The sequence below is a fragment of the Burkholderia sp. AU39826 genome (genome assembly GCF_020419965.1).
Lineage (GTDB): Bacteria > Pseudomonadota > Gammaproteobacteria > Burkholderiales > Burkholderiaceae > Burkholderia > Burkholderia semiarida.
Genome location: NZ_JAIZQG010000025.1, coordinates 1 through 12,883, shown reverse-complemented (window position 1 = coordinate 12,883; position 12,883 = coordinate 1). Strand labels below are relative to the sequence as shown.

At 66.5% G+C, this 12,883-nt stretch carries 13 protein-coding genes; 3 read left to right on the top strand and 10 right to left on the bottom strand.

The window, feature by feature from the left end; all coding sequences use genetic code 11:
* Positions 1–10 precede the first annotated feature (10 nt).
* From LGM42_RS28735 to rpe, 4 genes are all read right to left on the bottom strand, one after another.
* Complete coding sequence (locus LGM42_RS28735; RefSeq protein ID WP_059577040.1) at positions 11–610, bottom strand: aminodeoxychorismate/anthranilate synthase component II; 600 nt, start codon at positions 608–610, stop codon at positions 11–13.
* 13 nt (positions 611–623) lie between these two features.
* On the bottom strand, positions 624–2,117 hold the full coding sequence (gene trpE, locus LGM42_RS28730) for an anthranilate synthase component I (protein ID WP_059576950.1): 1,494 nt from the start codon (positions 2,115–2,117) through the stop codon (positions 624–626).
* Between the two features lie 357 nt (positions 2,118–2,474).
* Positions 2,475–3,239: a phosphoglycolate phosphatase gene (locus LGM42_RS28725; protein ID WP_099316035.1), complete on the bottom strand. Its 765-nt coding sequence runs from the start codon at positions 3,237–3,239 to the stop codon at positions 2,475–2,477.
* Positions 3,240–3,243: 4 nt separating this feature from the next.
* Positions 3,244–3,930 carry a ribulose-phosphate 3-epimerase gene (gene rpe, locus LGM42_RS28720; protein ID WP_059576943.1) on the bottom strand — a complete coding sequence of 229 codons (687 nt, stop codon included), beginning with the start codon at positions 3,928–3,930 and terminating at the stop codon, positions 3,244–3,246.
* Positions 3,931–4,106: 176 nt separating this feature from the next.
* Here rpe and apaG point away from each other — a divergent pair, with 176 nt between their 5' ends.
* Complete coding sequence (gene apaG, locus LGM42_RS28715; protein WP_034187476.1) at positions 4,107–4,481, top strand: Co2+/Mg2+ efflux protein ApaG; 375 nt, start codon at positions 4,107–4,109, stop codon at positions 4,479–4,481.
* Between the two features lie 14 nt (positions 4,482–4,495).
* Here apaG and LGM42_RS28710 read toward each other — a convergent pair whose 3' ends face one another.
* Positions 4,496–4,639, bottom strand: coding sequence for a hypothetical protein (locus tag LGM42_RS28710; RefSeq protein WP_226094281.1), 144 nt, complete (start codon positions 4,637–4,639; stop codon positions 4,496–4,498).
* Positions 4,640–4,667: 28 nt separating this feature from the next.
* On the opposite strand from LGM42_RS28710, the gene LGM42_RS28705 reads away from it, so the two are divergent.
* Positions 4,668–5,792, top strand: a complete 1,125-nt coding sequence (locus tag LGM42_RS28705) for a murein transglycosylase A (RefSeq protein ID WP_226094280.1) — start codon at positions 4,668–4,670, stop codon at positions 5,790–5,792.
* 249 nt (positions 5,793–6,041) lie between these two features.
* On the opposite strand, the gene paaK is transcribed toward LGM42_RS28705, so the two are convergent.
* From paaK to paaN, 5 genes are all read right to left on the bottom strand, one after another.
* Complete coding sequence (paaK, locus tag LGM42_RS28700; protein ID WP_099316036.1) at positions 6,042–7,340, bottom strand: phenylacetate--CoA ligase PaaK; 1,299 nt, start codon at positions 7,338–7,340, stop codon at positions 6,042–6,044.
* A gap of 38 nt (positions 7,341–7,378) precedes the next feature.
* Positions 7,379–7,831, bottom strand: coding sequence for a hydroxyphenylacetyl-CoA thioesterase PaaI (gene paaI, locus LGM42_RS28695; protein ID WP_059576938.1), 453 nt, complete (start codon positions 7,829–7,831; stop codon positions 7,379–7,381).
* Between the two features lies 1 nt (position 7,832).
* Complete coding sequence (gene paaG, locus LGM42_RS28690; RefSeq protein WP_226234051.1) at positions 7,833–8,624, bottom strand: 2-(1,2-epoxy-1,2-dihydrophenyl)acetyl-CoA isomerase PaaG; 792 nt, start codon at positions 8,622–8,624, stop codon at positions 7,833–7,835.
* Positions 8,625–8,669: 45 nt separating this feature from the next.
* A complete protein-coding gene (pcaF, locus tag LGM42_RS28685) occupies positions 8,670–9,872 on the bottom strand; it encodes a 3-oxoadipyl-CoA thiolase (RefSeq protein ID WP_226234050.1) in 1,203 nt (400 codons plus the stop codon).
* Between the two features lie 87 nt (positions 9,873–9,959).
* A complete protein-coding gene (paaN, locus tag LGM42_RS28680) occupies positions 9,960–11,666 on the bottom strand; it encodes a phenylacetic acid degradation protein PaaN (RefSeq protein ID WP_226234049.1) in 1,707 nt (568 codons plus the stop codon).
* A gap of 129 nt (positions 11,667–11,795) precedes the next feature.
* On the opposite strand from paaN, the gene LGM42_RS28675 reads away from it, so the two are divergent.
* Complete coding sequence (locus LGM42_RS28675; protein WP_059576928.1) at positions 11,796–12,572, top strand: enoyl-CoA hydratase; 777 nt, start codon at positions 11,796–11,798, stop codon at positions 12,570–12,572.
* Positions 12,573–12,883: the final 311 nt, after the last annotated feature.

Genomic DNA, 12,883 nt, shown 5'->3' with positions numbered 1-12,883 from the left:
GCGTCTCCCGTCAAGCAGCCGGTGCGGCGGCATGCGCCGCTGCGCGATGCTGCTTCAGGAAATTCTCGAGCAGCGCGTGGCCATGCTCCGAGAGAATCGATTCCGGGTGGAACTGCACGCCTTCGACCGGCAGCGTCTTGTGGCGCACGCCCATGATCTCGCCGTCGTCGGTCCACGCGGACACCTCGAGGCAGTCGGGCAGCGATTCGCGCTCGATCGCGAGGGAGTGATAGCGCGTGACGTCGAAATGCTTCGGCAGATCGGCGAATACGCCGCGGCAATCGGTTTCGATCCGGCTCACCTTGCCGTGCATGATGGTCTTCGCGCGCACGACGCGGCCGCCGAATGCTTCGCCGATCGCCTGGTGGCCGAGGCAGACGCCGAGGATCGGCTTCCTGCCCGCGAATTCGCGCAGCACGTCGAGCGTGATGCCCGCGTGCTGCGGATTGCTCGGGCCGGGCGACAGGCAGATGGTGTCGGGGTTCAGGCGCGCGATGTCGTCGAGCGTGATTTCGTCGTTGCGGCAGGTACGCACGTCCTCGCCGAGTTCGCCGAAGTACTGGACCAGGTTGTAGGTAAACGAGTCGTAGTTGTCGATCATGAGCAGCATGGTCAGTCTCCGGTCAGAAGTCGCTATCGAGGCCGTCCTGGACCTGTTCGGCCGCACGCAGCACCGCGCGCGCCTTGTTCTCGGTCTCTTGCCATTCGGATTCGGGCACCGAATCCGCGACGACGCCGGCCGCCGCTTGCACGTACAGGTTGCCGTTGTGGATCAGGCCCGTGCGGATCGCGATCGCGAGATCCATCTCGCCCGAGAACGACAGGTAGCCGACCGCACCGCCGTACAGCCCGCGCTTGACCGGCTCGAGCTCGTCGATCAGTTCCATCGCGCGCACCTTCGGCGCGCCGGACAGCGTGCCGGCCGGGAACGTCGCGCGCAGCACGTCGTAGTTCGTCATGCCGGGCTTCAGCTTGCCTTCGACCGAGCTGACGATGTGCTGCACGTGCGAGTACTTCTCGATCACCATCTTGTCGGTCACCTGCACCGAGCCGATTTCCGCGATGCGGCCCACGTCGTTGCGCGCGAGGTCGATCAGCATCACGTGCTCGGCGATCTCCTTCGGATCGTTCAGCAGTTCGGTCGCGAGTTCCGCGTCCCGCTCGGGCGTGTTGCCGCGCGGGCGCGTGCCGGCCAGCGGCCGGATCGTGACGATCTGGTCGTCGCCGCGCTTTTCCTGGCGCACCAGGATTTCCGGCGACGCGCCGACCACGTGGGAATCGCCGAAGTTGTAGTAATACATGTACGGCGACGGGTTCAGCGAGCGCAGCGCGCGGTACAGCGACAGCGGATTGTCGCGGTACGGCTTCGTCAGCCGCTGGCCGACCTGGATCTGCATCAGTTCGCCGGCCGCGATGTATTCCTTCGCCTGGCGCACGGCGGCCAGGTAATCCTCCTTCTTGAATTCGCGGAACGTCTCGGTGCGCACGCTCGCCGACGTGACGGGCGGCTGCACGGTCGTGCGCAGGCGCTGCTTCAGTTCGCGCAGGCGCTGTTTCGCCTTCGCGTACGCTTCGGGCTGGCCCGGATCCGCGTAGATGATCAGGTAGAGCTTGCCGGCGAGGTTGTCGATCACCGCGACTTCCTCGGTCAGCAGCAACTGGATGTCGGGCAGGCCGAGATCGTCGCGCGGCGCGGTGTTCGCGAGCTTCTTCTCGATGTAGCGCACCGCGTCGTAGCCGAAGTAGCCGGCGAGGCCGCCGCAGAAACGCGGCAGGCCCGGGCGCTGCGCGACCTTGAAGCGGGCCTGGAACGATTCGATGAACTGGAACGGGTCGCCTTCGTGCGTCTCGACGACCTGGCCGTCGCGCACGACCTCCGACACGCCGTTGCGGGTGCGTACGAGCGTGCGGGCGGGCAGGCCGATGAACGAGTAGCGGCCGAAGCGTTCGCCGCCGACCACCGATTCGAGCAGGAACGAGTTGGCGCCCGCGCGTTCGGGCTGGGCCAGCTTCAGGTAGAGGGACAGCGGCGTTTCGAGATCGGCAAGGGCTTCCGCGATCAGCGGGATGCGGTTGTAGCCTTCGTTCGCGAGCGATTGGAATTCGAGTTCGGTCATGTTCCGGTCCTGTTCGGGACGAGCGGCGCGTGCGCCAGGGATCACTTGACGCTGCGCGGGTGGCCGTCGGCGAAAGGGCGGTCGATCGAGAAGTGCCTGTTGCCGGCCGGCACTCCGGGCGTGAACGTCGCGAGCCTGCGGCGGATCCTGAACGCGAGCGTTCGGACGCGGTGGAACTCGAGGTGGTGCGACGGTCGGCGCGCGGATGCGCAGCGAGATAAAAAACGGCGCTGAAGACGTGCTTCAGCGTACCTCATCGAAGAGGTTAGCGCGACCAGCGACGCCAGGGCCAGGCTCCCCGGTCGATGCTGCTCAGACTCCGTTTTTTATTCAGAAACATGCGGATGGAAGAAATAATCAGACGGTTGGCCGGCCGGCATTGTGCGCGGAAATTGCGCGAGCCGCGACCAGCAACGAATCGACTATACCATCCGAATTTATCGTTTGTATAGCTTTGCCGTGGTTGTAGCCGTACGGCACCGTCAGCGTCGCCATCCCGGCCGCGCGGCCTGCCAGCGCGTCGTTTTCCGAATCGCCGATCGCGACCGCGGCGCCCGGCGCGACGCCGAGCGCGTCGCAGGCTGTCAGCATCGGCAGCGGATCGGGCTTCTTGCGCGCGACGCTGTCGCCGCCCAGCACGATGCCGAAGCAGCCGGCCAGCCCGTATTGTTCGAGCAGCTCGACCGCGAAGCGGTGCGGCTTGTTCGTCACGCACGCGAGCCGGATGCCGGCCGCGCGCAATGCGTCGAGCCCGGCTGCCACGTCCGGATAGAGACGCGTGTGGCGGCCGTTGATCTTCGCGTATTCGGTCTGGTAGATCGCCAGTGCGTCGTCGAAGCGCGCGTGCGCTTCGTCGGCCGGCAAGCGCGGCTTCAGCACGCTCTGGATCAGGTGTTCGGAGCCCTTGCCGACGTAGCCGATGACTTCGTCGCGCGACGTGGCCGGCGCGCCGAGCTGCGCGAGCATCCCGTTCAGGCCGGCGGTGAAATCGTCGGCCGTGTCGACCATCGTGCCGTCGAGGTCGATCAGCGCGGCATCGATGCGCGGCGCGACGAACCGGATCGATGCCGCGCCCGTGGCGGCCCCGGCCGGCGCGTGGCCGGCGAACGACGAGTCGGCCACGGTGTCAGCTCCGCTCGACGGTGGCGAGCGCCGCGCGCATCTCGTCGATCACCTTGCGGTAGTCGGGCTTGCCGAAGATCGCCGAACCGGCGACGAACGTGTCGGCGCCGGCCGCCGCGATTTCCGCGATGTTGTCGGCCTTCACGCCGCCGTCGACCTCGAGCAGAATCTCGCGGCCGGTGCGCTCTGTGTACGCGTCGAGGCGCGCGCGCGCTTCGCGCAGCTTGTTCAGCGTTTCCGGAATGAACGACTGACCGCCGAAGCCGGGGTTCACCGACATCAGCAGCACGAAGTCGAGGCGGTCCATCACGTGGTCGAGGTAGTTCAGCGGCGTGGCCGGATTGAACACGAGACCGGCCTTGCAGCCGTGGTCGCGGATCAGCGACAGCGTGCGGTCGATGTGGTCGGAGCCTTCCGGGTGGAAACTGATCAGGTTCGCGCCGGCCTTCGCGAAATCGGGCACGATCCGGTCGACCGGGCGCACCATCAGGTGCACGTCGATCGGCACCTGCACGTGCGGGCGGATCGCCTCGCAGACGAGCGGGCCGATCGTGAGGTTCGGCACATAATGGTTGTCCATCACGTCGAAGTGAATCCAGTCGGCGCCGGCGGCGACCACGTTGCGGACTTCTTCGCCGAGCCGGGCAAAGTCGGCCGAGAGGATGCTGGGAGCGATGCGGAATTGAGTCATGGCAGGGGAGCGGGGACGTTGCGGCGCAAAACCGTCATTCTACCGTCCGGCGACCGGTGCGCGGCGGCAGGCTGTGCGGTTGCCGCCCGATTGCGCATAGAATGCCGAACCAATGCGGCGCGCCCGCGGCCCGGCCGCTCGAATCGGCGCGCGCGGTTACCTACAGCGGACACACCATGAGTCAGTATCAGTTCACCGTTTCGGTGAAAACCAGCTACTTGCCGGAACAATCCGACCCCGATCACCGTCAATACGCATTCGCGTACACGCTGACGATCCGCAACACCGGACAGGTCGCGGCGCAGCTGATCGCCCGTCACTGGATCATCACGGACAGCGAGAACCACGTGCAGGAAGTGAAGGGGCTCGGCGTCGTCGGGCACCAGCCGCTGCTGCAGCCGGGCGAGCATTTCGAATACACGAGCTGGGCCGTGATCGCGACGCCGGTCGGGACGATGCGCGGTGCGTACTTCTGCGTGGCCGAGGACGGCGAGCGTTTCGAGGCGCCGGTCGACGAGTTTGCCCTGCACATGCCGCGCACGCTGCATTGAGCGTGCGGCGCGCGTCAGCGCGGCTGGCGGTCGTTGTGGCGGGCCGGCTTCTTTCTGCCCGACGACGTCCAGACGACGATGAAGATCAGCAGGGCAAGCGCGACGAAGGCTTCGAGCGCGAAGATGAGCATCGGATATTGGTCGAGAAAATCTGACATGGCGGTTTCCATCAAGAACGGACATTGTATGTGGTTTGGGCCCCGGCTGGCCGGGTGGATGGCCGCAGCCGCGGCGGCGGCGCTGCTGGCCGCGTGCGGCGGCGCGCCGACGCGGACCTCCGCGCTGAAGCCGCCGACCGGCGCGGCGATCGTGCCGGGGCAGGTCGCCGCGAAGCGGCTCACGCCGGTCGCGTGGCAGCAGGTGCCGGGCTGGCAGGACGATTCGCTGATCGGCGCGACGGCCGCGTTGCGGCAGAACTGCGCGCGGCTCGCACGCCAGCCGGCCTGGACGCGCGCTTGCGCGGCCGCCGACCGGCTCGACGAACTCGACGTCAGCAGCGCACGCGCCTTCTTCGAAACGTATTTCACGCCGTTCCAGTTCGCGAATACCGACGGTACGCTCGACGGGCTCGTGACCGGCTATTACGAGCCGCTGCTGCACGGTTCGCGCGTGCGCCGCGGCCCGTATCAGTACGCGCTCTATCGCTGGCCGGCCGGCTATCGCGCGGGCGCCGCGCTGCCCGCACGCGCGCAGCTCGAGCGCGCCGGCATCCTGAACGGCAACGAACTCGTATGGGTCGACGATCCGATCGAGGCGTTCTTCCTGCAGGTGCAGGGCTCGGGGCGCGTGCTGCTCGACGACGGTTCGGTGATGCGGGTCGGCTTTGCCGGTACCAACAACCAGCCGTACCGTTCGATCGGCAAGTGGCTGCTCGATCGCGGCGAGCTGACGCCCGCACAGGCGACGATGCAGGGCATCAAGGCCTGGGCGAAGGCGAACCCCACGCGCGTCGACGCGCTGCTCGACACGAATCCGCGCTTCGTGTTCTTCCGCGACATGCCGACCAAGGAGGATGCGCCGCACGGCGGCGCGGACGGCCCGATCGGCGCGCTCGGCGTGCCGCTGACGCCGGAGCGCTCGATCGCGGTCGATCCGTCGTCGATTCCGCTCGGCACGCCGGTGTTCCTGCAGACCACGCGTCCGCTGACGAATACGCCGATGAACCGGCTCGTGTTCGCGCAGGATACGGGCTCGGCGATCAAGGGCGGCGTGCGGGCAGACTATTTCTGGGGGCTCGGCGACGACGCGGGCGACCAGGCCGGCCGGATGAAGCAGGTCGGCCGGATGTGGCTGCTGTTCCCGAATTCGTGATTTTGGGGCAGGGCGGGCTGCCCGGATGGTGGCCCGCGCATGAGACGCGGCGTTCGTGTTGCGTCTCTTGCGCGTGGCGCGTGCCGGCCAGATCGCCGATGTGCCCACGTGACTTCAGTTCGCGTGATCCGGTGAGTGTCACGTCGAACGACGCTTGGAGTAAAGCAGCCCGATCGGCGTTGGCCGACCGGGCTGTTTCGTTTGCAGGCGCGCGCTCGCCGCCGCGCGCCGCACGTGCGTCGCGCGACTTCAGCCCTTGCGTTTGTCGACGACGCGGCGCGCCTTGCCGACCGAGCGCTCGATGCCGTTCACCGGCACCACGTTGATCACGGCCGTCACGCCGATCAGCGACTTGATGTCGTACGCGAGCGCCTGTTTGGCCGCCTGGATCGCCGCGGTATCGGGCGCGGTTTCCGGGCACGGCTCGACGTTGAGCGTCAGCACGTCGAGCGGGCCTTCCTTCGTCAGCACGATCTGATAGTGCGGCGCGAGCGCGCGCTGCTTGAGCAACTGTTCCTCGATTTGCGTCGGGAACACGTTGACGCCGCGCACGATCATCATGTCGTCCGACCGGCCGGTGATCTTCTCCATCCGGCGCATCGTCCGGGCGGTGCCCGGCAACAGGCGCGTGAGATCGCGCGTGCGGTAGCGGATGATCGGCAGCGCTTCCTTCGTCAACGACGTGAACACGAGCTCGCCGAGCTCCCCATCGGGCAGCACTTCGCCGGTTTCCGGGTCGATGACTTCCGGATAGAAGTGGTCTTCCCAGATGGTCGGACCATCCTTGGTCTCGACGCATTCGGACGCCACGCCGGGGCCCATCACTTCGGACAGCCCGTAGATGTCGACCGCGTCGATGCCCATCCGCTGTTCGATTGCGACGCGCATGTCGTTGGTCCACGGCTCCGCGCCGAAGATGCCGATGCGCAGCGAACTCTTGACGGGATCGAGGCCCTGGCGCTCGATCTCGTCGGCGATCGACAGCATGTAGCTCGGCGTGACCATGATGATGTCGGGCCGGAAATCCTGGATCAGCTGTACCTGCTTTTCGGTCTGGCCGCCGCCGAACGGGATCACGGTGAGGCCTGCGCGCTCGGCGCCGTAGTGCGCGCCGAGCCCGCCCGTGAAGAGCCCATAGCCGTAGCTGACGTGCACCTTGTCGCCGCGGCGCGCACCGGCGGCACGGATCGATCGGGCGACCAGGTTTGCCCACGTGTCGATGTCGGCGGCCGTATAGCCGACGACCGTCGGCTTGCCGGTCGTGCCCGACGACGCGTGGATGCGCGAGATCTGGTCTTGCGGCACCGCGAACATCCCGAACGGATAGCTGTCGCGCAGGTCGCCCTTGGTCGTAAACGGAAAGCGCGACAGGTCGGCGAGCGTCTTCAGGTCGTCCGGATGCACGCCCGCTTCGTCGAACTTGCGGCGATAGACGGGCGAGTTGTCATACGCATGCCGGAGCGACCACTTGAGGCGTTCCAGCTGCAGCGCGGTCAGCTCGTCGCGCGAGGCGGTCTCGATCGGCTCGAGCGGTAGCGGGGTAGTCATGCATGTCTCCAGTGTTTGTTATGGGCGAGCCGTCGACGTCAGCGGTCTTCCGGGATGACCGTCCCCTTGATCTGGGCGGATTTGCCGCGAAACATCGCAACCGTGTCGCCTGTCTGGTTCGTGACGCGGATGTCGTAGATGCCGTGGCGGCCGGCGCGCGCCTGTTCGACCGCCTCGGCCGTCAGCACGTCGCCGCCGTGCACGGGGCGCAGGAATTCGATCGAGCAGCCGGCCGCGACCGCATTCACGTTGTACGAGTTGCATGCGAACGCGAACGTCGAATCGGCGAGCGTGAAGATGATCCCGCCGTGGCAGGTCTGGTGACCGTTCAGGAATTCGGGCCGCACGCGCATCTGTAGACGGGCGTAGCCGGCGCGTACTTCGGCGATTTCCATGCCGAACGCGCGACTGCACGCATCGGCGTCGTACATGGCCCGCGCGGTGGCGCGGGCGAGCGAGTCGGGGTCGAGCGTGGCGGTCGCGTTCGTCATGTCAGCGCCCCTCGAAGCGCGGTGCACGCTTCTCGATGAAGGCCTTCACACCTTCCGCGTAGTCATGCGACTGGCCGAGCTTGCGCTGCAGGTCGCGTTCCAGATCGAGCTGCTGATCGAGCGTGTTCGTAATGCCGTCTCGCATCGACTGCTTGATCGATGCGATGGCGAGCGTCGGCTGCTGCGCGAGCTGGGTGGCGAGCTGGCGGGCCGTCGCGACGAGCGCATCGTCGTCGACCGCGCGCCAGATCAGGCCCCATTGTTCGGCCTGTTCCGCGCCGAGCTTGTCGCCGGTCAGCGCGAGCCCGAGCGCGCGAGCCATGCCGATGCGTTGCGGCAGGAACCAGGTGCCGCCCGAATCGGGTACGAGCCCGATCTTGACGAAGGCTTGAATGAAACTGCTCGAGCGCGCGGCGAACACGAGATCGCACGCCAGTGCGAGATTCGCGCCGGCGCCGGCGGCCGTACCGTTGACGGCGGCGATCACCGGAATCGGCAGACGCTGCAGGCGGCGGATCAGCGGATTGAAATGCTCGTCGATCAGTGTGCCCAGATCGCTGGACGCGCCCGGTGTGAAGTCGAGGTCGGCCAGGTCCTGGCCCGCGCAAAAGCCGCGCCCCGCACCCGTCAGAATCAGCGCGCGTGCACCGGCCGCGTCGACTTCATCGAGCGCCGACTGCAGTTCGCGATGCATCGCCCGCGTGAAGCTGTTCAGCTTGTCGGGGCGGTTGAGCGTGATCGTGGCCACGCGCGTGGCCTGATCGATATCCAGCTGGATCGCCTGGTAGGACATGCAGTATCTCCGTCATGACTTCGTTATAGGCGCGCGGCGCGTCGGTTACACGCGTTCGATCGCGAGCGCGATGCCCTGGCCGACGCCGATGCACATCGTACAGAGCGCGAAGCGGCCGCCGGTGCGCTCGAGTTGATGGAGCGCCGTGGTGACGAGCCGGGCGCCCGATGCGCCGAGCGGGTGGCCGAGCGCGATCGCACCGCCGTTCGGGTTCACGCGTGGATCGTCGTCGGCGACGCCGAGCATGCGCAGCACGGCGAGACCTTGCGACGCGAACGCCTCGTTCAGTTCGATCACGTCGAACTGGTCGATACGCATGCCGAGCTGGTGCAGCAGTTTCTGCGTGGCCGGCGCGGGACCGATGCCCATCACGCGCGGCTCGACGCCGGCGGTCGCCATGCCGACGACGCGCGCGCGGCGACGCAGGCCATACTGGTCGGCTGCCTGCGCATTGGCGAGCAGCAGCGCGCAGGCGCCGTCGTTGACGCCCGATGCGTTGCCGGCCGTCACGGAGCCGTCGGGGCGTACCACGCCCTTCAGCTTCGCGAGCGCTTCGAGGGACGTTTCGCGCGGATGCTCGTCGCGCGACACGACGACGGGCTCGCCTTTCTTCTGTGGAATCGTGACCGCGACGATTTCCTCAGCGAGCGTGCCGTCCTGCTGGGCCCGTGCGGCCTTCTGCTGGCTGCGCAGCGCGAAGAGGTCCTGATCGGCGCGGCTGATGTGGTAGTCGAGCGCGACGTTCTCGGCCGTCTCCGGCATCGAATCGACGCCATACACCTGCTTCATCAGCGGGTTGACGAAGCGCCAGCCGATCGTCGTATCGAAGATGTCGGCCTGGCGCGCGAACGCGCTCGCGGCCTTGCCCATCACGAACGGTGCGCGGGTCATGCTCTCGACGCCACCTGCGATCATGAGGCGCGCTTCACCCGCCTTGATCGCGCGCGCGGCCGTGCCGACCGCGTCCATCCCGGAGCCGCAGAGCCGGTTCAGCGTCGCGCCGGGCACGGCGGTGGGCAGGCCCGCCAGCAGCGCCGACATGCGTGCGACGTTGCGGTTGTCCTCGCCGGCCTGATTCGCGCAACCGTAGATCACATCGTCGATCGCCGCCCAGTCGACGTCGTGATTGCGCTCGATCAGCGCCTTGAGCGGCACCGCGCCGAGGTCGTCGGCACGAACATCTTTCAGTGCGCCGCCGTAGCGGCCGATGGGGGTGCGAATCGCGTCGCAGATGTAGGCGTCTGTCATGGGCGTATCGATGAGTGACGAACCCGCCGGGTGGCGGATTCGTTCATGGTAGAGAACATGGCGGCGTTTGCACGTCGGCCATTAGGGCTATGCCGTCTGGCCAGCTTCCGCAGGTACCGCCTTCGGGGCAACATGGACCCGGCTTTGCACCACGCGGAACCGGTTGGCGACGAACGCGGGGTCGGCCAGCGCCGCGTTGGCCGCCGGGTTCGCGCCCGTTCCGTGGAAGTCGGAGAACGCGGCCGACTGGTTCACGAATACGCCGCCCGTCAGGTTGATCGACAGCGCGACGCCGCCACGCACCGCCGCGTCGTGTGCGGCGTCGATGATTGCGTCATCGGTGCTGTAGACGGAAAGGGTCAGCGCGCCGTGTTCGGCGGCGATTTCACCGGCCAGATCGAGCGATTGCGCGGTCGAGTCGGTCGCGATCACGAACGAGATCGGGCCGAACCATTCCTGCGTGAATTTTTCGCGGTCGGCCACGTCGAGCTGCAGCACGAGCGGCGTGCGCACACGCGCATCGGGGAAGGCGGGATGCTGGAGAGCCACGCTATCCGCAAGCACGCGGCCGAGCTTGCGCGCGTCGTCGATGCGCGCGGTCACGCCTTCGTTCTGGATTGCGCCGATCAGTTCGACCGAGCGTGCCGGGTCGCCAGTGAGTTTTTGCACGGCAACCGCGATTGCTTGCGCGACTTCGTCGAAGCTCGCATGGCCGTCGGCGGTCCGGATGCCGTCGCGCGGTACGTAGATATTCTGCGGCGCCGTGCACATCTGGCCCGAGTACAGCGCCAGCGAGAACGCGATGTTCTTCGCGGCGGCTTTGAGGTCGTCGGTCGAGTCGATCACGATCTGGTTGACGCCCGCTTTCTCGGTATAGACCTGGGCCTGGTGGGCATGGTGTTCGAGCCACGTGCCGTTTTGCGTGCTGCCGGTGAAGTCGATCAGCTTGATCTCGGGGCGCAGCGCGAGATCCTGGACGAGGGCGCCGTCGTTGGGCTCGGTCGCGAGGAGCGTGACGACGTTCGGATCGAAACCGGCTTCGCGCAGCACGTCGCGGGCGATTCGGACCGTGATGGCAAGCGGCAGGATCGCGCCAGGGTGCGGTTTGACGATCACGGTATTACCGGTTGCCAGATCGGCGAACAGGCCCGGGTAGCCGTTCCAGGTCGGGAACGTGCAGCAGCCGAGCACGAGGCCGGTGCCGCGCGGCACGATCGTATAGCGCTTGTGCATCGCAAGGGGAGGGTTCTTGCCTTGCGGCTTTTCCCAGTGTGCATCGGCCGGAATGCGGCGCAGTTCGTCCCATGCATAGGCGACGGCTTCGAGCGCGCGGTCCTGTGCGTGCGGGCCGCCGGCCTGAAACGCCATCATGAAGGCTTGCCCGGTGGTGTGCATCACGCTGTAGGCAATTTCGAAGCTGGCGCGGTTCAGGCGCGCAAGGATTTCGAGGCTAACGCCGATCCACGCGCTCGGGCCGGCTTCGCGCCACGTACGTTGAGCGGCGGCTGCGGCAGCGATCAGTGCGTCCGGCGTGGATTTCGGATACCGGATGCCCAGCGCGATGCCGTATGGTGAGCGCTCGGCGCCAACCGTTTCACCGGATGCGGGCTGGTCAAGCACGAAGGTCTTGTGGAGGTGCGACTTGAACGCCGCCTCGCCGTCTGCGCTTGCGCTTTCCCCGTACACTTTGGGGCTCGGCATTTCGGCGAACGGGCTCCAGTATCCGCGGCTCTCGATGGCGGCGAGTGCGTGTTTCAGCGTGTCTTCGTGCTTCGTGAGCAGGGCATGGGTCATGGCGGCGGCCTGATGAACGTTGAGAGGGATCGGATCGATTAATTAACCGACCGGTTGGTCGGAGAATGGTAGCATCAAACTATTCGCATGTGCGAGGCGTTTCTCATTTCATTGATCGAGGAGAAATAGATGGCTTACGAAAACATCCTGGTGGAGACCCGGGGGCGCGTTGGTCTGGTGACGCTCAACCGCCCGAAGGCGCTGAATGCGCTGAACGATGCATTGATGGACGAGTTGGGTGCCGCGCTGAAGGCGTTCGATGCGGACGACGACATCGGCGCGATCGTCGTGACGGGCAGCGAGAAGGCGTTCGCGGCCGGCGCGGACATCGGCATGATGGCAACCTACTCCTATATGGATGTTTATCGGGGTGACTACATCACGCGCAACTGGGAGGCGGTCCGCGAGATCCGCAAACCGATCATTGCTGCGGTTTCGGGCTTTGCGCTGGGCGGCGGCTGCGAACTCGCGATGATGTGCGACATCATCTTCGCGGCGGACACGGCCAAGTTCGGCCAGCCGGAAATCAAGCTGGGCGTCATGCCGGGGGCGGGTGGCACGCAGCGCCTGCCGCGCGCGGTGTCGAAGGCGAAGGCAATGGACATGTGCCTGACCGCGCGGTTCATGGACGCCGTCGAGGCCGAACGTGCCGGGCTCGTCTCGCGCGTGCTGCCGGCCGACAAGTTGCTCGACGAGGCGATTGCCGCCGCGACGACGATCGCCGAGTTCTCGCTGCCGGCGGTCATGATGGTCAAGGAGTCGGTGAACCGCGCGTACGAGACGACACTGGCTGAAGGCGTCCACTTCGAGCGCCGGTTGTTCCACTCGTTGTTCGCAACGGAAGACCAGAAGGAAGGGATGGCAGCATTCGTCGAGAAGCGGAAGCCTGTTTTCAAGCACCGCTGATCGGACTGCGTCGGGGCGGGTGTCCGATGGCTGGCCTGTATCGGTTGCGGGCGGGATGGCCTTGTCCGGTTCATCAAAAAAAGCCTCCGTGCGCGACAGCGCACGGAGGCTTTTTCAAAGTTTCTTCACAAAGAGCTTGCGTGGATGGGGGCGGGTGCTTAGAATCACGCCTCTTTCGCGCTACCGGAAACGCGGCGCGGGAGGAAGGGAAGCGGTGCTGTTGGGGTTCGGTGGTAACGAGCCTCGGCGGCGCAGGAAGATGGGCCCCGCAGTCGCAACGAAGTCGTTCAGAAAGTTGTTGACGAGCTGCG